The sequence below is a fragment of the Chryseobacterium sp. OV279 genome, assembly GCF_900128945.1.
Classification (GTDB): Bacteria; Bacteroidota; Bacteroidia; order Flavobacteriales; family Weeksellaceae; genus Chryseobacterium.
Genome location: NZ_FQUD01000007.1, coordinates 17,139 through 40,141, shown reverse-complemented (window position 1 = coordinate 40,141; position 23,003 = coordinate 17,139). Strand labels below are relative to the sequence as shown.

19 protein-coding genes and 1 tRNA gene are annotated in these 23,003 nt (G+C 38.0%); 12 read left to right on the top strand and 8 right to left on the bottom strand.

Annotated elements, in window-relative coordinates; all coding sequences use genetic code 11:
• Nucleotides 1-5: 5 nt before the first annotated feature.
• A tRNA-Met gene (locus BUA72_RS24080) sits at nt 6-78 on the bottom strand.
• A 101-nt stretch (nt 79-179) separates the two neighbouring features.
• Between BUA72_RS24080 and BUA72_RS24075 the strand changes: the two genes are divergently transcribed.
• The 7 genes from BUA72_RS24075 (at nt 180) to BUA72_RS24045 (ending at nt 5,900) form a co-directional block, all read left to right on the top strand.
• Complete coding sequence (locus BUA72_RS24075; protein ID WP_034725228.1) at nt 180-791, top strand: L-threonylcarbamoyladenylate synthase; 612 nt, start codon at nt 180-182, stop codon at nt 789-791.
• 40 nt (nt 792-831) lie between these two features.
• Nucleotides 832-1,533, top strand: coding sequence for a CPBP family intramembrane glutamic endopeptidase (locus tag BUA72_RS24070; protein ID WP_072925888.1), 702 nt, complete (start codon nt 832-834; stop codon nt 1,531-1,533).
• Between the two features lie 5 nt (nt 1,534-1,538).
• Entirely contained in the window at nt 1,539-2,297 is a 759-nt protein-coding gene (yaaA, locus tag BUA72_RS24065) for a peroxide stress protein YaaA (RefSeq protein ID WP_072925885.1), read from the top strand.
• Nucleotides 2,298-3,149 carry a peptide chain release factor N(5)-glutamine methyltransferase gene (gene prmC, locus BUA72_RS24060; RefSeq protein WP_072925882.1) on the top strand — a complete coding sequence of 284 codons (852 nt, stop codon included), beginning with the start codon at nt 2,298-2,300 and terminating at the stop codon, nt 3,147-3,149.
• Nucleotides 3,150-3,178: 29 nt separating this feature from the next.
• A complete protein-coding gene (locus tag BUA72_RS24055) occupies nt 3,179-4,204 on the top strand; it encodes a serine hydrolase domain-containing protein (RefSeq protein ID WP_072925880.1) in 1,026 nt (341 codons plus the stop codon).
• A gap of 6 nt (nt 4,205-4,210) precedes the next feature.
• Nucleotides 4,211-4,570, top strand: coding sequence for a DUF4180 domain-containing protein (locus BUA72_RS24050; RefSeq protein ID WP_072925878.1), 360 nt, complete (start codon nt 4,211-4,213; stop codon nt 4,568-4,570).
• A gap of 79 nt (nt 4,571-4,649) precedes the next feature.
• Nucleotides 4,650-5,900, top strand: a complete 1,251-nt coding sequence (locus BUA72_RS24045) for a hypothetical protein (protein ID WP_072925875.1) — start codon at nt 4,650-4,652, stop codon at nt 5,898-5,900.
• A gap of 125 nt (nt 5,901-6,025) precedes the next feature.
• Here BUA72_RS24045 and BUA72_RS24040 read toward each other — a convergent pair whose 3' ends face one another.
• The 7 genes from BUA72_RS24040 to BUA72_RS24010 form a co-directional block, all read right to left on the bottom strand.
• Nucleotides 6,026-7,018, bottom strand: a complete 993-nt coding sequence (locus BUA72_RS24040; RefSeq protein ID WP_072925873.1) for an NAD-dependent epimerase/dehydratase family protein — start codon at nt 7,016-7,018, stop codon at nt 6,026-6,028.
• The gene (locus BUA72_RS24035) at nt 7,015-7,800 is read right to left on the bottom strand and encodes an SDR family NAD(P)-dependent oxidoreductase (protein WP_072925870.1); all 786 of its coding nucleotides are present in this window, start codon (nt 7,798-7,800) and stop codon (nt 7,015-7,017) included. The genes BUA72_RS24040 and BUA72_RS24035 overlap by 4 nt, the downstream gene beginning before the upstream one ends.
• A 143-nt stretch (nt 7,801-7,943) precedes the next feature.
• Nucleotides 7,944-9,053 carry a helix-turn-helix domain-containing protein gene (locus tag BUA72_RS24030; protein ID WP_072925868.1) on the bottom strand — a complete coding sequence of 370 codons (1,110 nt, stop codon included), beginning with the start codon at nt 9,051-9,053 and terminating at the stop codon, nt 7,944-7,946.
• 30 nt (nt 9,054-9,083) lie between these two features.
• On the bottom strand, nt 9,084-9,737 hold the full coding sequence (locus BUA72_RS24025; protein ID WP_047456386.1) for a rhomboid family intramembrane serine protease: 654 nt from the start codon (nt 9,735-9,737) through the stop codon (nt 9,084-9,086).
• 11 nt (nt 9,738-9,748) lie between these two features.
• Nucleotides 9,749-12,337, bottom strand: coding sequence for a DNA gyrase/topoisomerase IV subunit A (locus BUA72_RS24020; protein ID WP_072925865.1), 2,589 nt, complete (start codon nt 12,335-12,337; stop codon nt 9,749-9,751).
• A 6-nt stretch (nt 12,338-12,343) separates the two neighbouring features.
• Complete coding sequence (locus BUA72_RS24015) at nt 12,344-12,820, bottom strand: hypothetical protein (RefSeq protein ID WP_047456390.1); 477 nt, start codon at nt 12,818-12,820, stop codon at nt 12,344-12,346.
• A 46-nt stretch (nt 12,821-12,866) separates the two neighbouring features.
• Nucleotides 12,867-14,750 carry a DNA topoisomerase IV subunit B gene (locus tag BUA72_RS24010; protein WP_047456392.1) on the bottom strand — a complete coding sequence of 628 codons (1,884 nt, stop codon included), beginning with the start codon at nt 14,748-14,750 and terminating at the stop codon, nt 12,867-12,869.
• A 220-nt stretch (nt 14,751-14,970) separates the two neighbouring features.
• Here BUA72_RS24010 and BUA72_RS24005 point away from each other — a divergent pair, with 220 nt between their 5' ends.
• The 5 genes from BUA72_RS24005 (at nt 14,971) to BUA72_RS23985 (ending at nt 22,797) form a co-directional block, all read left to right on the top strand.
• A complete protein-coding gene (locus BUA72_RS24005; protein WP_072925864.1) occupies nt 14,971-17,820 on the top strand; it encodes a sensor histidine kinase in 2,850 nt (949 codons plus the stop codon).
• Nucleotides 17,789-18,520, top strand: coding sequence for a LytR/AlgR family response regulator transcription factor (locus BUA72_RS24000; RefSeq protein WP_072925861.1), 732 nt, complete (start codon nt 17,789-17,791; stop codon nt 18,518-18,520). Before BUA72_RS24005 ends, BUA72_RS24000 begins: the two co-directional genes overlap by 32 nt.
• A 109-nt stretch (nt 18,521-18,629) precedes the next feature.
• Nucleotides 18,630-18,833: a hypothetical protein gene (locus BUA72_RS23995; protein ID WP_047456397.1), complete on the top strand. Its 204-nt coding sequence runs from the start codon at nt 18,630-18,632 to the stop codon at nt 18,831-18,833.
• A gap of 357 nt (nt 18,834-19,190) precedes the next feature.
• The gene (locus BUA72_RS23990; protein WP_139259677.1) at nt 19,191-22,097 is read left to right on the top strand and encodes a sensor histidine kinase; all 2,907 of its coding nucleotides are present in this window, start codon (nt 19,191-19,193) and stop codon (nt 22,095-22,097) included.
• Nucleotides 22,066-22,797: a LytR/AlgR family response regulator transcription factor gene (locus BUA72_RS23985; protein ID WP_047456400.1), complete on the top strand. Its 732-nt coding sequence runs from the start codon at nt 22,066-22,068 to the stop codon at nt 22,795-22,797. Before BUA72_RS23990 ends, BUA72_RS23985 begins: the two co-directional genes overlap by 32 nt.
• The last annotated feature ends 206 nt before the right edge of the window (nt 22,798-23,003 follow it).

Genomic DNA, 23,003 nt, shown 5'->3' with positions numbered 1-23,003 from the left:
CTTAGTAGCGGGAACCGGACTCGAACCGATGACCTTCGGGTTATGAGCCCGACGAGCTACCTACTGCTCCATCCCGCGATATTGGATTGCAAAGATACGTCTATTTTTTAAAAATCCTAATTTTTCTTTTAAATAAAGGACTTTTATGAAAACTATTTTATTATTTGTATCTTTGTTTTATGGCAAAAATACTTAAAATTTACCCTGATAACCCTCAGGAAAATCTTGTGAATGAGGTGATTAAAACCTTAAAAAATGGCGGATTAATTATCTATCCTTCAGATACGATTTATGCCTTAGGATGTAATATTTTTGACATAAAGGCTATGGAAAAACTGGCCCAGATCAAGAAAGTCAAGCTGGAAAAGTCTAAATTCTCAATTATCTGTAATGATTTAAGCCATCTTTCAGATTTTACAAGACCTATCGATACTTCTGTTTTCAGGTTTCTGAAAAGCCATCTTCCGGGACCGTTCACCTTTATCCTTGATGCCAATAAAAGTCTTCCTTTAGCATATAAAAACCATAAAACAATCGGTATCCGTGTTCCTGACCACCCGATTCCCCAACTTATAGTGGAAAAACTGGGACATCCGATTGCTTCAACCTCTATAAAAGATGATGACGAAATCATTGAATATTCTACAGATCCGGAACTGATCGCCGAAAAATATGATCATCTGGTAGATATTGTCATCGATTCCGGGTATGGAGATAACGTAGCCTCTACTATTGTGGATCTTACTTCCGGAGAACCGGAGATCATCCGCCAAGGAAAAGGTATTATTTAGTAAAGTATTAAAGGAGGCTGAACGCTGATCATCTGAAATTATGAGTTTAAACGGAAAATATGCACTGGGAATTCTTTTGACCTTTGTGTTCCTCGCTGCACTGATGCTTTATGTTTTTCCGCTTATCTATTTTATTACGGGAGTCAAGGTATTTAATGCGGCTAATTTCTTTTATACAAGATTCGCACTCTGGGCGGTTCTTGGATTGATTTTCCTTTACAGTCTTTCCGTTGAAAAAAACACTTTTCTGTTATGGAAAGATAAGAAATACTCCACCCTATTTTACATCAAAGCAGTCATTGCGCTTTATCTGATCTGTGCTTTCGGCGGTTCTCTTCTGAATGTTATCGTTCAGCTTTTGACCCGGGAAGGGATGAGCAACAAACTGGTTCAGTTCTCTTCTGTTTTTAAAAACAACTATCTGCTGATTATCTTTATCTGCCTCACTGCAGGCGTCGTGGAAGAACTTCTGATGCGGGGATATATTCAGCCGAGACTTGAAAAAATATACAGTAGCCCGTACGTTGGCATTATTGGTTCTGCCATGTTATTTGGGATTCTGCACAGCACCTACGGAACGGTTGGACAGGTAGTAGTTCCTTTCTTTATCGGAACCGTTTTTGCTTTGTTTTATAAAAAATATTCGAATATTAAGATTCTGATCATCTGTCATTTTATGTACGACTTTGTGTCTATGATGATTATGAATTTTATTGACATTAAACATTTATCTGCATTCTAAACATTATGAAAATTATAACTTCTCCAGCGAAACTGATGAACGTTGAGAATTCAACCGACTTACTGAGATCTACAACTCCGAAATTCATCGAAGACGCTGCATTGATACAGTCTTATTTAAAACATAAATCGCCGAAATATCTTTCCGAACTCATGGAAATCTCGCCTAAACTGGCTGATGAAAACTGGGAACGAAACCAAAGATGGAAAGACAAACCTACAGCAAAGGAATCCGCTCCTGCCATGTTCGCTTTTGCCGGTGAAGTGTACAGAGGGCTGGATGCGAAAACCCTGGATAAAAATGCGGTAGACTACTTACAGAAAAATTACAGAATGCTTTCCGGGCTGTATGGTCTGCTGAAACCTTCTGATAAAGTGATGCTTTACCGACTGGAAATGGGTCGTCATTTCGAGTTTGATCAATACAAAAACCTGTATGAATTCTGGAGAGAAAAGATCACCGAACAGTTGAATTCTGAAATGAAAAAAGGCGAATTCCTTCTTCACCTGGCCAGTAACGAGTACGGAAAGGTGATTGACAGAAAAAAACTGAATCACAAGGTGATCGACTTTGAATTTTACGAACTGAGAGAAGGAAAACTGAAAACGATTGTCGTTTATACCAAACATGCGAGAGGCCTTGTGGTAAGATTCTGTGCAGAAACCAATGCCAGGACGCTGAATGACGTAAAAGCATTCAACTATGAAGGCTACCTGATCAATGAAGAAAAATCTACGGACACAAAACTGGTTTTCACAAGATAAATGACGATATCAGCATTCAAAAAATATTTTAAAACTGAACTTTCCGAGCTGTATACTGATTCGGAAAGTGCTTTTTTATCGGCTCTTTTTATACAGAAAATAGTAGGTTTCGATTCATTTCATCAGAGAAGGCTTTCGGAACAGGAACTTCTTATTGATGATGAAAAGCAGCTTATTCAGATTGTTTCTGATTTAAAAACTGGCAGGCCTTATCAGCAGATTCTGGGTGAAACCGAGTTTTACGGAATGGTATTTTTCGTGGACGAACACGTCCTGATTCCACGTCCTGAAACAGAGGAACTCCTTGAAATTGCGATTCAAAACATTCATGATTCGGAACTTCCTGTTCAGGGTTTAAAGATTTTGGATATCGGAACCGGAAGCGGTGTGATTCCGTTGGTTTTAAAAAAACATTTTCCCGAAGCGGAAATTTCCTCCATTGATTTTTCAGAAAAAGCTTTGGAAACAGCTAAGCGAAATGCAGAACATCATAAGTTGGAAATCAATTTTATTCATGGGGATTATCTCAGCTTCGGATTAGCCGAAAGTTATGATATTATTATTTCCAATCCTCCGTACATAGGAATTGAAGAGGAAGTTGAGATCGCAGATTCTGTCAAGGAATTTGAGCCCAAAATGGCCCTATTTTCTCCTGTTCAGGATGCTTTGATCTTCTACCGGAAAATTGCAGAAGATGCTCATCAATACTTGAAAGCCAACGGCCTTTTATTTTTGGAAATCAATCAGAAGCTCGGTCCTGAAACCCTTGACCTATATACCGGACATTTTTCTGAAGCAAAACTCATCAAAGATTTATCTGAAAACGACCGCTTTATTGTTGGAAAGAAATAAGTACTTTTATCTTCTTAATCCATACCTCTATGCGGATATCCTTATTCAGTCTACTGCTTGGTTTTATCGTTATTCTGCAGCTTTCATCCTGTGAAAAAAACTCGCGTAATGTGGTCAAAAGTTATTACGACAAGGGAGAATTCAACGGTTCTGTTTTAGCTGTAAACAATGGAAAACTAGTCTGTGACACGGCTTTAGGACTCAGCAATAGGGAGAAAAATATAAAACTGGAGAAAACCACTCCGATCTATATTGCCTCATTAAGCAAGCCTTTTACCGCAACTTCGGTTATGCTTCTGCAACAGAAAGGATTATTGAATTATAAAGATAAAGCATCAAAATATATTGAGCTGCCTGCCTATGCCGAAAATGTAAGCATCAGGCAGCTTTTAAATCATACCTCAGGAATAAAAGATTACGAATCGATTATTTTCAGCAAAAAAGGACTGACCAATCAGGATGTGCTGGGCTGGCTGTATGGCCTCAACAAGCTGGAATTCCCCTCAGGGAGCAGGTTTGAATACAGTAACAGTGGCTTTATTATCCTGTCATTGATCATTGAAAAAGTTTCAAAACAGTCTTATGGAACCTTTCTCAGTGAACATATTTTTGTTCCGCTGGGAATGAAAAACACCTGGGTATATGATTCCTCAACTGCCGATAAAAACAGAGCTACAGGGTATAATAAAGAAAAACAGCCGGATGATTATTCAATTCTAACGACCGGAGATGGAGGCATCTACTCCACTCCCGAAGATTTATACCGGTTTGACCAGGCCTTAAGAAGCTTTAAACTGATTAATAAAAGCAATACGGATCTCATGTACACACCTACCAAACTGTCTGACGGAAAACTTTCCAACTACGGTTTCGGATGGTTTATTGAAGAATCTGATGGAGGAAAAACCGTGAGTCACACCGGTGGTCTGAGCGGTTTCCGGGCGATATTCTGGAGAGATCTGAGTCATAACAGCTGCATCATAGCACTGACCAATCAGGGTGATGCATTTCCGTTGGCTGATTTTTTAAAAGATATGAAAAGAACCTTACAATAGAACCAAATGCAGATCAAATCTCACGATATTAATACCATAAAAATTGCAGAAGTTGTTTCTGACGAAGTCATCATCAAATCCGCTCAGGATGGGCTGGATCTTCTTGGGAACATTTATTATCAGGGTTTTAATAAAGTGATTATGTATGAGGAAAATATTACGAACGAATTCTTTGATCTGAAAACAAAAATAGCCGGAGATATCCTACAGAAATTCTCCAATTATCGGGTAAATCTGGCCATCGTAGGAAATTTTGAAAAGTATCCGGGAAAAAGCATCAGGGATTTCATTTTTGAAAGCAATAAAACGAGACATATCAACTTTACGGGAACGCTGGAAGAGGCTTTGGAGAGGCTGGGAAGGTGAATTAAAATTTATATTCTATCCTTAAAATAATTATGTAATCATTTACGTTATAGATTCAATTTAAGAATTTATTAACACAATGATCAGAAAACTAGTTCTAGCCGCTGCCTTCACTGCATTAAGCTGTTCTCTCACAGCTCAGGAATTTGCCACATACAAAAACGGATTTATCTATGGTGAAGAGACAATGAGTAAACTTGCAAAAATTGTTGATTCACTCAATTTAAAATATAAAACCTGTGATCTGAACCAGGTTTTTTATTCCAAACTACAAACCATAGGTTATTCTGTCAAGCTAAAGTCCGGCCCTATTACCCAGGCTAAAAAAGATATGGATCTGAATATTTCATTTGATGATTTTATTAAGAAATATCCGGAAGCAGTGGTTAAAAAGGACCTTTTACTGATCAAATCCAAAACAATAAATTACAGAGATAAGGAGGTAACAGAAATAAGAGAATTGTCTGTTAATGATGATGACGAGATTGAAATAGAAACTCCATATAAAAAAGAACTGTATACCAAGCCTGTAAAAAATAAATGGGTGTATTCTTACAGCGAAAAAAAATCATATTCCGGAGAATCTATTGAAGCCTTTTACTTTTTGGATAATTTTAAAAGTATTCCCCTGGCTCCCAAATATTCAAGACAGATCATCTATTCCGACTGTCTTATCGATACTTCTTCTTCCAAATTAAAAAAAGATGCCAAACAAGGAGGACTTCCCAATGAGATTCCCAAAAACTGGAGAAAGCTTTCTAAAGCTGAGAAAGAAAAACTGCTTGATGATTTTAGGTCTGTGCAGGTTGTAGGATTATGCAGCCAGGATCAGTCTCCAAGGGTACAGGGAGTATATCTGGCTTTGCTATCTGCAGAAACTGCCAACTGGCCGGTTTTCCTGAAATCTCATCTGGATATTATGAACGACAGGTTTGAAAGAGCATCAGATGCCAGCTATGCCAGAGAAAGACGGCAGACTTACATCAAAGAGCTTGAAACACTTAACATCAATGTTCCTGATCTTATTTTTGGAACTTCTTTCAGAATAGAAAATCCTGCCGACAATCATTATTATGCCAGTATTTCAAGATCAGGAAGAGCTGTAGCGGAATCTAAAGACCGCGAACTGTTCCTATCCCAACTCCTTTCCATGATAGGAGATGAAACGCTGGATGACTATAACAGAATTATATCTTATTTTTTCTATGTGAACTGCAATCATTATATTAAAAATGAAAGAGAAAAAAAGATCAATAATATAAAACTGATGACTGCTGTGCAAAAGCTTCCCAAATATCTTGCGGATCAGATTAAATTCGAAAAAATCTAAGGAATATGCTCTTATTTGTTTTTCTGTGGAATAAAATTAACCATTGATGTTTTCACAAATGAAATCTGTGAAATTATTTGATGTGTAAAAATGGACTTGAATTCAAACGTGAACAGACAAAAAACTTATATCTGCCGCCCTACCTTAACTTCATTATTCTTCCTTTCAAAAAAACGGATTGCATCTTCAACAGCCTTATCAACGGACTGATACCGGACTCCCAGTTCTTCCGAAGATTTCCGGTTTGAATAGAAATTATTGATTCTCAAAGCTTTCATATTGGGAGAACTCAGGCTGGTTTTTATCTTCAGTTTTCTCAGAAAGTCCCCGATCATTCCCAGCATCGCCAACCCGGCATCAGGAATTGGAATCATGAGGGGAGCCTGTCCGGTGATCGCGTTTATTTTTCCGAAAAACTCTTTATAAGTCAGGTTTTCATTGGCCAGCAGGTATTTTTCACCGTTTTTTCCTTTTTCAACAGCTTTGATAATGCCTTCGGCTGCATCTTCGGCATGAACAAAGTTTTTTCCGCCTTTCGGATAGAAAACCAATTTCTTTTTCCAGGTCCAAAAAATGATTTTCCCAGAACTTGGCTTACGGTCATAGGCCCCGATCATAAAGGTAGGATTCACAATAACCACCTTTGTTCCTCTGTTCTGCTGAAGAAGGTAATTCTCTGCTTCCAGTTTACTTTGAGCATAATAAGAATGGGTAAACGGATAGATCTGAGGCGCTTTTTCACTTCCCCACACAGCAGAATTCCCATATCCCAACGTATTGGCTGTACTCACGAAAAGAAATTTCTCTGCTCCAGCCGCTGCTGCCTGCGCAAACAGATGAACAGCTGCATCGTAATTCGTCTTTTTATAATCGTCATAATGCAGCAGATCCTGACTGGTTTCTGCGGCAATATGGATCACAGCATCCACATTCTGCAGATAGTCTGAAATATCCGAGAACAGGTCTCCTTCTATGAGTCTGAGATTTTCATTTTCTTCGCCCATCCAGCTGCTTTTTTTGCGCACCAGAGCAGTAACAGTATAATCATATTGTAGTAATTTAATAACGGTATTGGCACCCAGAAGCCCTGTGGCTCCGGTCACGAAAACTTTTTTCATGCTTCAATTTCTTTTTTTATGGCACTGGTCATCAGAGGCAGCTTGATCCATATCGGCAGGATCTTCATGACCAGCCAGCTGATGGGATTCACCATAATAACGGAATCTTTTTTGAAAAGTTGTCTGATGCAGTAAGCTGCCACTTTATTGGGATCAAGTAAGGTAAGTTTCCCTAAAATACCCTGCTTTTCTATTCTTTTACACACGTCGATGTTTGTTTTCATCGCACCGGGATTCACAACGCTTACAAAAACGTTGGTATCTTTCAGCTCCTCATGCAGTCCTCTTGAGAATGAATGGATAAAGGTTTTGGATGCAGGATAGACTGTTTTAAAACCTATCGGAGAAAAAGCAGCCATGCTGGATACATTTAAAATATAGGCTTTCGGCTGTCTCAACAGATTAGGCAGCAGCTGGTGTGTAATCAGTGAAGTTGCAGCTACATTTACCTGTAAAATAGTGTTGATATAAGATGGCGATGCGTCTACAAATTTCTTCGTCCCGCCAAGTCCGGCATTATTGATCAGAATATGAATTTCAAAAGACCTATTCAGCCATTCTGTAAGTTTCATAACATTTTCATTCACGGAAAGGTCTACTTCATAATAATGGGCTTTGATTGGGTAGCTTTCCTCCAGCCGTTGAGCCAGTTCTTTTAAATGTTGCCCCGGAAGACTGACCAGAACGACATTGATATTTTTACTGGCCAGGTTTTCGGCAAATGCTTTTCCCAGTCCCTGACTTGCTCCCGTCACTACAGCATATGATTCTTTGGTGCTCATAAAACAATTTTATGGTACAAATCTATTCTGAAATGAGTCCTCCAATGTTCAGGATTATCTGAGCGAACCTATTTTTAATTTTAAAAATAAATACACACAACTAAATGAAAAACAGATAGTTATTTAAATAAGAACGTTAAAATTTATAAACCTGAACCATTTTTATACTCGGAAGGAGTCTGATCGGTCAGTTTTTTAAACGTGGTGTTGAAAGAAGTTTTAGAATTGAAGCCAGATTCGTAAGCGATACCCAAAATCGAAAGTTTGCTCTGGGTATCTTTAAGAAGTTTTTTAGCGTACTCAATCCTGTATTCATTGACATACTGGAAAAAGTTTTTTTTAAACCCGGTATTGATTACATAAGACAGATGATGAGTAGAAATAGATAAGAGTTCGGAAAGACGGATCAGGTTCAGTTCACTGTCAAGATAAGGTTTTTGCTTACCCATGATTTCTTCAAGCTGGCTTTTGATCTTTAAGAGTTCTTCATCAGAGATCAGCTTTTTCTTCACTTCTTCCGTTTCCGGATCTTCATCAATGGATATCAGTTCCTCACGCTGTTTTTCTTCCAATGGATAAATTTCTTTCTGTTTTAAAGAATAATAGCCTACAAAATAAATCACAACAAGGAAAGCTCCGTTAATGAAGAAATTCAAGGCTGTTGAATCGTAGGATAGATTATAAACTACGTAGGCAATATTGATAATGAAAATAATAATTGTGATGTACTCCAGCCAGTTCAGATTGATTCCTTCCGTATTGGCAGAAAACTGCTGGATTCTTTTCTTATGTTTTCGAATGGTGAAGTAGGAAAGACCCGTATAGAATAAGGCCTGGAAAAGGATTAACCCGATAAAGACAACATTAAAAACGGTATTATCCTTAAATCCCCCGAAACGCTGTAACAGAATATTAATCCAAAAGATAACGGGCAGAATCAGGTATTTAAGATCTGTAATTTTAAATTTAAATGACGGATTGGTGTAAAATAATACACTGAAATAGAACATAATCGGTGTCAGAAACTGAATAATCTGGACAGAAATAATGGAATGAACTTCTACCTGGGAATCTGTAACAAGCGTCAGGACTTCATCCAGCCAGAAACTTGACCATAAAAATAGAAATATCCCGAACCAGAAATTAGCTTTCCTGTTAACCCGCAAAGGATTGGACAGTTTCAGTAAAGAAAGCAAAACCAATGAACCATAGATTAATACAACGATAAAGCGGTTTAATTCTGATGTGTTCATTGGTTTTGATATTTTAAGTAAAGATAGCTTTTATCCTATTCTCTTCCTGACAAAAATTTCGTAGCCCAGATAGATGAGTGGCAGAGACATAATTCCAAGATACAAAGCATTGTGCATTGCCTGTTCCGGAGCCATCGCCACAGCATACACCAATCCGAAGAATGCACCTCCAAGGTGTGCCGCATGGCCAATATTATCTTGCTGTCTGGGATTCATCATCATGTACACGGAATATCCGAAATACAGCAGTCCGAAAATATATCCTTTAATCGGAATCGGAATAAAGAAGATGTAGATGCCGATGTCAGGAATCATTGCAATGGAAGCAAATAATATCCCTGAAACCCCTCCACTCGCTCCTACTGCAGAATACCAAGGCTGTTTCTGGTAAATATAAAGCGAGAGAAAATTCCCCAGCAGTATAGATCCCAGATAGACAATCGCGAAACCGATGTTTCCGAAAGCCTGAATAACAATTGGTCCAAAGAAATACAGCGTCATCATATTAAATACCAGGTGCATGATATCGGCATGCAAAAACCCTGATGAAATAAGACGTATATACTCTTTCCTGTTCAGAATAGGTCCTACACTGAATTTATATTTCTCGGTAATCCCCGGATTGTTGAAGGCAACAAAACTGATAATGGCCGTAATGATGATAAATACGATTAGAATATTCATAAGTTTAATGCTTAATTTTCTGGTTCACCGCTTTCAAACAGATCCCCGATTACAGTACGGTCGTCATCCACAATACCGTCTCCGGTTTCCGGCTCTTCATACACTTCCGGTTCCTCTTCTACGGGTTCCGGAATCGTAATATTAATGGTTTTTACTTTAAATTTGGTAAACTGGTTTCCGATGGCCTTTATTCCTTTTACAGTAATAAATTCATCCAGATGTATCATTTCAGCATCGCGGTCTTTACCTTTATCTTTAGCAAAAATAATTTCTGCAGATGCTCCGTTCGCTACGATTACATTTTCGATGAATGATTTCGGGTGCTCCGAAGGCATGAACGTCTGCAAATTCACTGTGTTTTCCAGCAGGAACCTCTTGATGAAATACATGTCTTTTTCACCATCATAATAGATGCAGGTCACCGGCTGTTGCGGCTTCCATTTTTCAAGAACTAAGTATTCATCATCGAAACGGTTTCCAAGATCGAAAGAAACGAGCTTCACTTCTCCGTTTGTATTGATGGTCAGAATTCTGTCGTCTCCTTTGAAACTGCCTAAAAGAGTCCCTCTTGCATCTGCATTAAGTCTTCTCACGGTATCATCAAACCAGATTCTTCTTGGAGCCAGCGTAGAAACGCCTTCCTCTTTCATATCTACCTTTTTCACCGAATACTTGGTTACCAGGTTTCCTTTGGAGTCTCTTCCTTTAATCGCAAGATCGGAGAAATCGATCTCCATTTTATTTTTCCTGATCCTAGGATTCGGTTTTAACAGCACCGTTACTGTTTCTGCTTCACCATTAGGATTGGCAGAGAAATACAGGACTTCCGAACCTTTTTTATCGGAAGCCAGCGGATAATCTGTGTTCCGGGTTACTGCCGTCACGGAGAAACGTTTCATGTAGTAAGGTCCGGCGGTGCCTTCACGGTAGATCATGTTGTAGACCGTTCTTTTGTCATTTTTCTTCCATATGGCAACGCTCAGAAGGTCTTTTCCGACGAATATTTTCGCATCCACCTTCACCACCTTCATGGTTCCGTCTTTTCTGAATATAATGATATCATCAATATCCGAACAGTCGAACAGATACTGATCTTTTTTCAGCGATGTTCCGATAAAGCCTTCCTCGAAATTGGCATAGAACTTTTCATTAGCTACCGCTACTTTAGTGGCATCAATGGTATCAAAGATTCTAAGCTCAGTTTTTCTCTGTCTGTCTTTTCCGTATTTCTTCTGAATATTTAAATAATAATCAATCGCGTAAGCAATCAGATTAGCAAGATTGTATTTTACCTGCTCTATTTTGCCTTCAAGGGCTGCTATATTTTCTTTAAATTTATCTAAATCGAATCTTGAAATTCTCTTAATCCTGATCTCGGTCAGTTTTAAAATATCTTCTTCTGTTACCGCTCTTAAGAGATGCTTGGTATGAGGTTCTAAACCTTTATCAATAGTTTTAATAACATCTTCCCAGGTCTTTACTTCTTCAATATCATGATAGATCCTGTTCTCGATAAAGATTCTTTCCAGTGAAGAAAAATGCCAGCTTTCCTGAAGCTCGTGAAGTTCAATTTCAAGTTCCTTTTTAAGTAAAGAAACCGTGTGCTCCGTATTCATTTTCAGAATATCCGAAACATTCATGAACATCGGTTTGTCTCCTACAATAACGCAGGCATTCGGAGAAATCGTTACCTGACAGTCTGTAAAGGCATACAGTGCATCAATGGTTTTATCCGGTGATACATCATTATGGAGATGAATCAGGATCTCTACCGTATCTGAAGTATTGTCTTCAATCTTTTTGATCTTGATCTTTCCTTTTTCGTTGGCCTTCAGGATAGAATCGATCAGGTCACTGGTTGTTTTTGAGAAAGGAAGTTCGGAAATCACCAGCATATGCTTGTCGGTGTGGGTAATTCTTGCTCTCGCTCTTACTTTTCCGCCTCTGTGACCATCGTTATATTCTGAAACATCCAGATAACCCGCCGTCATAAAATCCGGAAAAAGTTCAAATTTCTTTCCTTTCAAATGGGCAACAGAAGCGTTGATCAGTTCATTGAAGTTATGCGGAAGGATTTTCGTGGAAAGTCCTACCCCGATCCCTTCTACGCCCTGTGCAAGAAGCAAAGGAAATTTAACCGGAAGATCGATAGGTTCGTTATTTCTTCCGTCATAGGATTTCGCCCATTCCGTAGTTTTCGGATTAAAGACTACTTCCAGTGCGAAAGGAGTCAGCCTGGCTTCGATATATCTTGCCGCTGCCGCAGAGTCTCCCGTATAGATGTTTCCCCAGTTTCCTTGGGTATCTATCAAGAGTTCTTTCTGCCCGATCTGTACCATGGCATCGGTAATGGAAGCATCTCCGTGAGGGTGGTACTTCATGGTATTCCCAACGATATTGGCAACTTTATTGTAACGGCCGTCTTCCAGTTCCCGCATAGAGTGCATGATCCTTCTCTGAACGGGTTTTAGCCCATCATAGACGGAAGGAATCGCTCTATCCAGAATCACATAGGAAGCATAGTCCAGAAACCAGTCTTTATAAAGTCCTGAGACTTTTTTCAAGCTCTCACCTTCGTGCGAGTTTTCTTCTGTCGTCATCTGTTTTTAATCATTTTTCTCCTCGTTAGCTTTCACTACTTTATTCAGAGAGAGTTTTAAATCGTTTACTTCTTTTTGGCTCAAATAAGATATTTCATATTTGAGGATGGTAGAACCGCTGTTTTTACTTGAAATCGTAATATATAATCTTTTGATAAAGAATACATTGACAATCTCATACTTCATCAGTTTATACTTCGGAAATTCGTCATGAAGCGGTCTGTCTAAAAAAGGAATAATGTTCCTGTTTTTAAAGTTCAGCGCTTCTCCGTCACTGTCGTATTCAAAGATCTGTCTGCCGTTCAGGTGAAAAATCACCAGCAGCAGGATCGGAAGAATAAGAATGATATAACTTTCTTTTCCTACCGCATGAAATCTGTACTCGTTAAGTAAAAATGCAGCTATCCCAAATATGACCATCATCAGCAGCAGCGTATGTACAAAATTGTAAATTGAAGCTTTATTGCGGTTGCTAAGTCTCATGTCTGGTATTGTGTGTTTGGTGTTTTATGTGTATTAGTTTAGTTTTTTAACCTGCGGCTTCGTCCAGTATTTCCTTCTTCTCAATATCTGCATCTTCTACGACAAGATTTTCAAGGATAAATACCTGTCTGTCCGGGGTATTTTTACCCATATAGAATTCCAGCAGCTGATCTATCGTCTGATCTTTACCGATCACGACAGGCTCCAGACGGATATCTTTTCCGATGAAATGTTTAAACTCATCAGGAGAGATCTCTCCAAGTCCTTTGAATCGTGTGATTTCAGGATTTTTTCCAAGTTCATTCAGCGCTTTGATCCTTTCTGCTTCGCTGTAGCAGTATCTTGTTTCCTTTTTATTTCTTACCCTGAACAATGGAGTCTGAAGGATATAAAGGTGACCATTCTTAATCAGATCCGGGAAGAACTGAAGGAAGAAGGTGATCATCAGAAGACGGATGTGCATCCCATCCACATCGGCATCCGTTGATATAATCACCTGATTGTATCTCAGATCTTCCAAACTTTCTTCGATATTCAAAGCCGCCTGAAGAAGGTTGAACTCTTCATTCTCGTACACCACTTTTTTCGTCAGTCCGTAGCAGTTCAAAGGCTTTCCTTTCAGTGAAAATACAGCCTGAGTTTCTACGTCCCTGGATTTTGTGATGGATCCGGATGCAGAATCTCCCTCGGTAATGAAGATCTGGGTTTCCCCTTTTCTTTCATTTTTCTGGTCGTTATAATGTTGTCTGCAGTCACGCAGTTTTTTGTTGTGAAGTGATACTTTTTTAGCCCTTTCCCTTGCCAGTTTCTGGATTCCTGAAAGTTCTTTTCTTTCTCTCTCGGAGATCAGGATCTTTCTCTGGATAGCCTCGGCAATTTCAGGGTTTTTGTGAAGGAAATTATCCAGTTTGCTTTTCAGAAAATCAATGATAAAAGTCCTTACGGTAGGTCCGTTCGGGCCCATATCATTAGATCCAAGTTTTGTTTTGGTCTGGGACTCGAATACAGGCTCTTCCACATTGATGGAAATAGCTGCTATAATGGATTTTCTGATGTCTGATGCATCAAAGTTTTTATTGAAGAATTCGCGGATTGTCTTAACATACGCTTCACGGAAAGCATTAAGGTGCGTTCCACCCTGCGTGGTATTCTGTCCGTTTACGAAAGAGAAATACGTTTCCGTCTGCGATTTGTCTGAATGCGTGATCGCCAGTTCTATATCCGTATCTTTCAGGTGAATGATGGAATACAGAATTTCGTTTTCCATCTCTTCTTCCAAAAGGTCTTTCAGTCCGTTCTCAGAATAATAGGTTTCCCCGTTGAAAATAATTTTCAAACCCGGATTCAGATACGCGTAGTTACGCAGCATCTTTTCAATATATTCTTTTCTGTATTTGAAATGAAGGAAAATTTCTCCGTCCGGAACGAAGGAGATCTCCGTACCATTGCGGTCTGAAGTATCTTTTTCTTCGTGGTCTTCCGTGATGATTCCTCTGCAAAACTCCGCCATCTTCACTTTTCCTTCACGGAAAGACCGTACGCGGAAATATTCTGAAAGGGCATTCACGGCTTTGGTACCAACCCCGTTTAATCCTACAGATTTTTTGAAGGCTTTGCTGTCATACTTTCCTCCCGTATTCATTTTAGAAACGGCATCTACTACCTTTCCAAGCGGGATTCCACGGCCAAAGTCACGGATACTGACTTTCCCGTCGTCCACTTTTATTTCTATTCTTTTCCCTGACTTCATTCTGAACTCATCAATGGAGTTGTCCAGAATTTCTTTCAGCAGGATGTAAATACCGTCATCTGCAGAGGAGCCGTCTCCGAGCTTCCCGATGTACATTCCGGGGCGCAGACGGATGTGTTCCTGCCAGTCGAGGGTTCTGATATTATCTTCGGAGTAGATTGGATTTATTTCTTGTGACATATATGATTTCAGCAAACATACAAAAGTACGAAATTGTACAAAATTATCCGAATTTTTTCAATTCGATTTTATTCAATATTTAATCTTAAATTTTGCATTATTATCAGTCAAATCCTATATTTACCACATTATTCAATATGATGTGAAAAAATTTGTCTTTTCCCACTTATTTTATTTCATTTTGCTGTCTCCCTCATTATTTTTTCCACAGATTCCCGGAATGGTCAATTATAATGAAGAAGATGGCCTCAACAGTTCATATACTTATCACCTGCGGCAGGATCAAAATGGCCTGATCTGGATAGGCAGTGACAACGGATTATTCAGATTTGACGGAAAAGATTTTAAGCAGTATGGAAAAGAAGAAGGATTAAAGAATATTGACATTATATCCTGTGAGCCTTTGCCGAATGGTGAGGTTTTTATACTTCCTTTCCTGAATGATTTTGCTTATCTGAAAAACGGGCGGGTGATCAATTTAAATATTAACGATTATCTGAAAAACCAGTTTTCAGGCTCAATTCCCAAAATTACGCGTGATGGAAACAGACTTTATTTATACAGCACCCAAGGTCCGCGGAATATTTTTATCTATGAAAATGGAAAAGTAAAGAAAAACCCAATCCTTTTAAATTATAACAAAAGAGAATTTACAACGGTACAATATGACTTCCGAACTCAGAATTTATATTTAAATAACAGTATTACCGGCAAAATTTTAATTTACAGCCTGATCACCCGGAAAGAAAAAGAGATCAGCATAGATCCGGGAAGTATAATCTGTGAAAAAGATGATTTTTTTGTGTTTCAGCATCAGGGAAAAATTACGGTCTATCAAAGGACTGATCCGCTTCATATAAAGAAAATTCACTCCTACGATACAAAAGAGAACATCTTTTACGGTGTTATTGATAAAAATAACAAACTGTGGCTCAATGTTCAGAATGGCGGTGTTCTCTATTTTAACCAGTCACTGCTTGAAAATAAAAAATATCTGGCACCTCCTGTAAAAATATTAAACCAGCATGTCATCAACAATGTTCTGGTAGATAAAGATGATAATGTCTGGTTCAATTCCAGGAACAGCGGTGTTTTTTTTATCACCAAAGCTCTTTTTACCAATCACATCAACTTATCGGTAAAAAGCAATTCCGAGTATATCAAAGCGATTGCAAAAGATGATCAGAATATTATTTTGGGCTATAACAATTCTTACGGAGCCATTATTTACAGGAATGGTAAGATGCAGGATATTACGCTTGATGCAAACAACAAGGATGAAAACAAATCCATCTATCTGAACCATAATGTATCTATTTTCGGTATGGCCGCTAAGATCGTCGTTTATGATCTTTCTACAAACAGGAGTAAAAAACTGAGGTATAGTTTAAAAAACATCGTTCCTTACACCCAGAACTCGGTCTTTTTCTGCACATCCGGCAGTTTAATGACTTACCATTTAAAAACTGGAAAAATCACCAGCCTTCTTGATGAACGAGTATATACCGTTCTCCCTTTTGATCCAAAAAATTTATTGGTGGGTAATTTCAGTGATCTGTACAAATTCAATATTAAAACTAAAAAAAAGACCTTGTTCTTAAAGGGATATTATTTTACCGATCTAAAAAAGTTAAGAGATCATGTCTATCTGGGGGCCACCAACCTCAACGGAATTATTATTTTCAATGATAAGGGTATTTTAAAGAAAATTGAGAAAAAGGATGGCCTGATCAGCGATCAGGTGAAAAAAATAGAGATAGAAAATCAAAATACCTTCTGGGCCAGCACCAATTCCGGAATTTCCAGAATTGAACTTGTCCACAATAATCCTCAGATCACCAATTTAACCCAGACAGACGGCCTTCCCTCAAATGCGGTATCAGAATGTGTCATCAGAAACGATACTATTTTTATCGGGACATCCAAAGGACTGGGAATCTTTTCCATTCAGAAGCTTCTGACACAGGAAAAATCCATACACAAAAAGGTTATTATCAATTCCATCACTATTGAAAACAATGAGCATTATAATCTAAGCGCAAACCTGACCGGCCATTCCAATAATAATGTGATTTTCAACCTCAGCTTTCCCGATTACGCTTCACAGGGGAAAATAAGCTATAAATATAAGTTGGAAGGTCTTGATGAAGCCTGGCAGGTTAGCAATTCCTCAGCTATCATATTCAACTCCATTCCTCCGGGAAAATATACATTCCGGGTGTATGGATTGGGTTACAATGGGAAGCAGTCTTTTATGTCGTCTGATCTGGCTTTTGAAATTAAACCCAGATTCTGGCAGACCTGGTGGTTTAGGGCAGCTCTCGCGATTATTATGATCATGACTGTCACTGTGATCATTAATTCATGGCTGCAGAAAATGCGTAATAAAAAAATGGAAAAATTCTTTCACGAAAAGAAAATTGCAGAACTGGAACTACAGGCTATTAAGGCACAGATCAACCCTCATTTCATTTATAACTGTCTTAATTCTATTAAATATCTGTTGTTCAAGGAAGATTATCAGGAAACAGAAAACTATCTGGATATTTTTTCGCAGCTGATCAGAAAAACGCTTCATTACTCAGAAAAAACCTTCATGCCCATAGAGGAAGAAGTGGAATATCTTTCTCTCTATATGGATATGGAAAAGCTTCGCCAAAATGAGCTTTTTGATTACGAAATCCATATTTCCGAACGAGTCAATAGAAGATGGTCTATCCCCTCCCTATTAATTCAGCCTTTCGTGGAGAATGCTATAAAACACGGAATTTCAAGCCTGAGAAATACCAAAGGCTTCGTTAAAATATCTTTTGACCATGCAGATTCTACCCTCTCCATCACGATTGAGGATAATGGCACAGGAATCAAAACTAAAGACGAATCTTCCCCAAACACTGATTCTTTCGGATTAAAATTATCTCAAAAAAGGATTAAAACCTTCCAACAGTTATTTGAAACCCATATCACTTTAGAAATCATTAATCTGTCTGAGAAAAACGGAAAACAAGGAACACAAGTTAAACTATACATCAGCCCCTATGAAAACAAAAACACAAATCTGCATCATTGATGATGAAAAGCATGGAAGAGATTATATTGCCTTGTTATTAAAAAAGGAATTTCCGGAAATTGAGATCAGTTTTGAGGCTTCCAGCGTAGAAGAAGCCTATATTTATCTTACGAAAAACACGCCGGATATTTTATTTTTAGACATCCGGCTGAATGACGGTACAGCTTTCGATCTGCTGTCAAAATTCAGAGAGATTTCGTCTCAGATGATCTTTGTCACTGCCTTTGAAAATTTTGCGATTCAGGCCATTAAAAACGGAGCTACCGACTATCTTTTAAAGCCCATAAAAAAAATTGATTTTGTTATAGCCGTTAATAAAGCTTTGGAAAATATCAAAAAAACACAGCCGGTCCATAACAATCCATTACAGGACAACAAGATCATACTTTCTACCCTGCAGGGTTTCAGAGTGATAGGTATTGCCGATATTGTCCGCTGCGAAGCAGATTCCAGTTACACTACTTTTTATCTGATCAATAAGACTAAAATAATGGTGTCTAAAACCCTTCATGAATTTGAGATGATGCTTCCTGAGCTCAATTTTTTCAGGATACATCATAAGCATCTCATTAACGTAGATCATCTTCAGGAATATATTAAAGGCAGAGGCGGCCAGGTGGTTATGAGTGACGGTTCTGTTCTGGATGTATCTTTCCGGAGAAAAAATGATTTTCTTCATAAGATAGGAAACGTAGATTAATCGCTTTTTTTCGCATTTACTGGCTCAACCCACGCACCTGTTAGTTGTATCTGTTTTTGCTTAAGGCACTTCTCTATTTTCGTCATGTTAATCAATAAATAAAAACATTATGAAAACAATTACAGGAAAAGTACTTAAGAAAAATCAAATGAATGCTATTTCAGGAGGAACTGCTTTTATCACACCAAGCAACCCGGGGGCAATTAATCCTCCTCAACCCCCTATCGTTCAAAATCCACAACAACCCATTGGAGGAATTCCAGCGATCTACACCATGCCTTGGGGCGGACTTCCGTGGGTAGAGCCCAAATAATGTTGATTTAAAAAATAAATTCCGGTCTGCAGACTGGAATTTGTTTTTTCAAAGAAAAATCATCCGGTGATTCATTGCCGGATTATTCAGCCATATCAATTGGGGACATTACGATATTAAAATTTCCACATTTTTTAAACTTTTTAATAAGAAATACATAAAATAAAACAACAAATGATTCCGGACAGTAGAGATTTTAGAATTTCTACTGTTTTTGTTTTCATTCCACACATCACTTATTTAAAAAAATGCCCTAAATAATATTCACAGCTATATGTTGCATTATTATCAATCAAATTCTATATTTACATCATTATTCAATATGGTGTGAAAAAAATATTTATACTTTTCTCATTTTTGTTCATTTTACTATCTCCAACATTATTTTTTGCGCAGATTCCCGGAATGGTCAATTATAATGAAGAAGATGGTTTAAATAATTCATATACCTATTCACTCAGTCAGGACGCCTCTGGACTTCTCTGGATTGGAAGTGACAATGGAATGTTCAGGTTTGATGGAAAGGAATTTAAGCATTTCAATAATAAACATGGTTTAAAAAATATTGATGTCTTATCCTGTATTCCTTTATCCAATGGCGAAGTTTTCGTTTCTCCGTTTCTGAATGACTATGCTTACCTAAAAAACGGAAAAGTGATCAATTCGGATATGAACAGTGAGCTTAAGAAGATACAGTTCACTTACAATCCTGATTATTACATTGACGGGAGTTCTCTCTATCTATTCTCCAGCTATAATCCCAGCACAATTTATATCTACAAAAACGGAAAGGTGGACAGAATTCCGGTAAGCGTTAAACGAAAGCCAAAGGATGAATACTATGCTTTTGGCCTTAACATGACTGATCATATTTTTTACCTGCTCAACCACTATGGCGGTGGAAATATTATGGCTTATGATATCATCAGTAAAAAAAGAACGGTCTGCAATATTTCCGCCAGTAAAAGCACCTTTATTATAAGAAAAGGTGACATATTCGTTTTCAGAGATAAAAGAAATATTGATGTTTATAAGCTCTACAATAAGGTTTATTTTAAAAAAATTAAAAGCTATCAAACGAAGGAAAATGTCGACAGGCATGTTATAGACAGTAAATACAGGCTTTGGCTGTGTCTCGAAGCAGGCGGAGTTCATTACTTCAAACAGTCGCTGTTGGAAGAGGAAGAACTTTCCAGCCCTGTAAAAATGATGGAAAATTATATCATCAGTGATGTTCTCGTTGATAAGGACAACAATACATGGTTTTCCAGCCGCAACAATGGTCTTTTTTTTATTGCCGACCGGTTCTTTAAAAAGCATATGCAGCTTCCTATTAAAAATAATCTATCATATATAACAGTCATCGCCAGAAATAATCACGGCATCTACCTGGGATATAATGAGGCTAAAGGTGGTATTTATCATAACGGAAAGGTTACCGACCTTGTTTTTGAAAAGAATATTAAAATAGAGCATAAAGCCATTTTTGCTGAAGGAAACACCGTCATATTTGGGCTTACAAGAAGGCTCTTCCAGTACAATACAAAAATCAAGGAAAAACACTTTTTAAATAATTTTGTTCTGAAGAATATTGTACCCTATACTCCGGGATCTATTCTTCTCTGTACTTCAGACGGCCTTATTTCCTACAATTACCGCACAAAAAAATACACCGATGTTCTCAGTAAAGAAAGAATCTACACCGCTTTGCCTTACGCCAGTGACAGTCTGTTTGCGGGAAGTTTTAAGGACCTTTACAAAGTGAGTACAGTCACAAAAAAGAAAACTCTGTTTCTGGAAGGATATTATTTTACAGATATCAAGAAGCTCAGGGATAATCTGTATGCCGGAGCCACAAATCTGAATGGGATTGTTCTTTTTGACAACACTAAAATCATCAGAAAAATTACAGAAAGTACAGGACTGGCCACCGGTCAAATCAAAAAAATAGAAGTAGAGAATAAAAATATTTTCTGGGCAAGCACCAATTACGGACTCAGCAGAATAGAGCTTAGAGGCCATGATTTAAAGATTAATAATTTCACACAGACAGATGGGCTTCCTTCCAATACTGTAGCAGGATGCGCTCTCTCCGGTGATACCATTTTTGTAGGAACATCAAAGGGACTTGGAATTCTTTCCATCAAAAATCTGATGACTCAGAAAAATTTTATCGACAAAAAAGTGATCATTAGCTCTGTTGTGGCCGGAGGAAAAGAAATCTTTGATACCCATCAGCCGGTAACAGGACAAACTCCAGAAAATGATATCATATTCAATGTAAGTTTTCCCGATTTCACCTCGCAGGGGAAGATCAGCTACCGGTATACCGTTGAGGGGCTCAGTAGCGGCTGGCAAACCAGCAGCTCGCAGAAAATAGCTTTGTATTCTCTGCCGCCGGGCAATTATACATTTAAAGTTTATGGGATCGGATATAATGGGAAGCGCTCTTATACTCCTACAGAACTGCATTTTGAAATCCGCCCGAAATTCTGGCAGACCTGGTGGTTCAAGACCATGATCATCAGTCTGGGAGCTGCGGCATTGTTTATTCTTATCACGATTTATTTCCAGAAAAAAAGAAATAAAAAACTGGAAACTTTGTATTATGAAAAGAAAATTGCGGAGCTTGAATTACAGGCGATCAAGGCACAGATCAACCCGCATTTCATTTACAACTGTCTTAATTCTATCCAGTTTCTTCTGTACAAAAAGGATTACCGGGAAACAGAGAATTATCTGGAAATATTTGCCCAAATGATCAGGAAAACCCTGCATTATTCGGAGAAAACATTTATGCCGATCCAAGAGGAAACAGAATATCTGGCCCTGTATCTGAATATGGAAAAACTGAGACTGAAAGATCTGTTTGATTATTCGATCACAATATCTGAAAAGGTAGATAAAAACTGGGTGGTCCCTTCCCTGCTGATCCAGCCTTTTGTAGAAAATGCCATAAAACATGGAATTGCAGGATTAACGGACAGAAAAGGAAACATTCAGGTTTCATTTGACCATACGGGAATTTCACTTTGTGTCATCATTGAAGACAACGGTGCCGGCATTGGTAACGGAAAACAGAAAAAAGCGGATTCTTTCGGGGTCAAATTATCTCAGAAAAGAATTGAAACATTCCGGCAGCTTTTTGAGACTCATATCTTATTAGAGATTTATGATCTTTATGAAAAAGAACAGAGACCGGGAACCCAGATTAAACTTTATATAAAACCCTATGAAAACCAAAATACAAGCATGCATCATTGATGACGAACAGGACGGAAGAGACTATATCGCTCTTCTGTTGGAAAATGAATTCCCTGATATCCAGATCGTATTTCAGGTATCAAGCGTGGAAGAAGCCTATATCAATCTTTCTAAAAATACCCCGGACATTATTTTTCTGGATGTACAGCTCAAAGACGGTACTGCTTTCGATCTTCTTTCCCAATTCAGGGAGGTAGATGCTCAGATTATTTTTATTACAGCATTTGAAAATTTTGCCATTCAGGCGATCAAAAACAGTGCGGCGGATTATTTACTGAAACCCATCAGGAAGATGGATTTTATCATTGCCGTTAATAAAGTTCTGGAAAATATGAAGAAAAATAAAAATTCTTCAAATATTTCCCTGAATGAAAATAAGATCAGCCTTCCAACGCTTCAGGGTTTTAAACTGACCAATATCACCGATATCATCCGCTGTGAAGCCGACTCCAGCTATACCACCTTTTATTTAACAGATAAAACGAAGATTATTGTTTCCAAAACACTGCATGAATTTGAAGAGCAACTTACAAAATATAATTTCTTCAGGATCCATCACAAGCATCTGATCAATCTTTTTCACCTTAAGGAATACATCAAGGGGAAAGGCGGCCAGGTGGTGATGGCTGACAATTCCATCCTGGACGTTTCTGTCCGTAAAAAGAATGATTTTTTACATAAAATTGAGCATTTGGAATAATGACAAAGCTTTTTGGTAAAACTGATCTGTTTTTAGCTGAACAGACCTGGCAGATCATGTCTTTATATCACATTTCGTTCTTTTGCCAACCCACACTAAAATAATCGCACATTTTTAATTTTTCATTGTTTTATTGAGAATTTTACGACACTCCTATTAAAATATTTCACATAACCTTAAATCCTTATTTTTCCTTTATTAATAAG

Coding starts and splice junctions, on each gene's coding strand:
- BUA72_RS24075 (WP_034725228.1), top strand. CDS start 180: ATGGCAAAAATACTTAAAATTTACCCTGATAACCCTCAGGAAAATCTT.
- BUA72_RS24070 (WP_072925888.1), top strand. CDS start 832: ATGAGTTTAAACGGAAAATATGCACTGGGAATTCTTTTGACCTTTGTG.
- yaaA (WP_072925885.1), top strand. CDS start 1,539: ATGAAAATTATAACTTCTCCAGCGAAACTGATGAACGTTGAGAATTCA.
- prmC (WP_072925882.1), top strand. CDS start 2,298: ATGACGATATCAGCATTCAAAAAATATTTTAAAACTGAACTTTCCGAG.
- BUA72_RS24055 (WP_072925880.1), top strand. CDS start 3,179: ATGCGGATATCCTTATTCAGTCTACTGCTTGGTTTTATCGTTATTCTG.
- BUA72_RS24050 (WP_072925878.1), top strand. CDS start 4,211: ATGCAGATCAAATCTCACGATATTAATACCATAAAAATTGCAGAAGTT.
- BUA72_RS24045 (WP_072925875.1), top strand. CDS start 4,650: ATGATCAGAAAACTAGTTCTAGCCGCTGCCTTCACTGCATTAAGCTGT.
- BUA72_RS24040 (WP_072925873.1), bottom strand. CDS start 7,018: ATGAAAAAAGTTTTCGTGACCGGAGCCACAGGGCTTCTGGGTGCCAAT.
- BUA72_RS24035 (WP_072925870.1), bottom strand. CDS start 7,800: ATGAGCACCAAAGAATCATATGCTGTAGTGACGGGAGCAAGTCAGGGA.
- BUA72_RS24030 (WP_072925868.1), bottom strand. CDS start 9,053: ATGAACACATCAGAATTAAACCGCTTTATCGTTGTATTAATCTATGGT.
- BUA72_RS24025 (WP_047456386.1), bottom strand. CDS start 9,737: ATGAATATTCTAATCGTATTTATCATCATTACGGCCATTATCAGTTTT.
- BUA72_RS24020 (WP_072925865.1), bottom strand. CDS start 12,337: ATGACGACAGAAGAAAACTCGCACGAAGGTGAGAGCTTGAAAAAAGTC.
- BUA72_RS24015 (WP_047456390.1), bottom strand. CDS start 12,820: ATGAGACTTAGCAACCGCAATAAAGCTTCAATTTACAATTTTGTACAT.
- BUA72_RS24010 (WP_047456392.1), bottom strand. CDS start 14,750: ATGTCACAAGAAATAAATCCAATCTACTCCGAAGATAATATCAGAACC.
- BUA72_RS24005 (WP_072925864.1), top strand. CDS start 14,971: ATGGTCAATTATAATGAAGAAGATGGCCTCAACAGTTCATATACTTAT.
- BUA72_RS24000 (WP_072925861.1), top strand. CDS start 17,789: ATGAAAACAAAAACACAAATCTGCATCATTGATGATGAAAAGCATGGA.
- BUA72_RS23995 (WP_047456397.1), top strand. CDS start 18,630: ATGAAAACAATTACAGGAAAAGTACTTAAGAAAAATCAAATGAATGCT.
- BUA72_RS23985 (WP_047456400.1), top strand. CDS start 22,066: ATGAAAACCAAAATACAAGCATGCATCATTGATGACGAACAGGACGGA.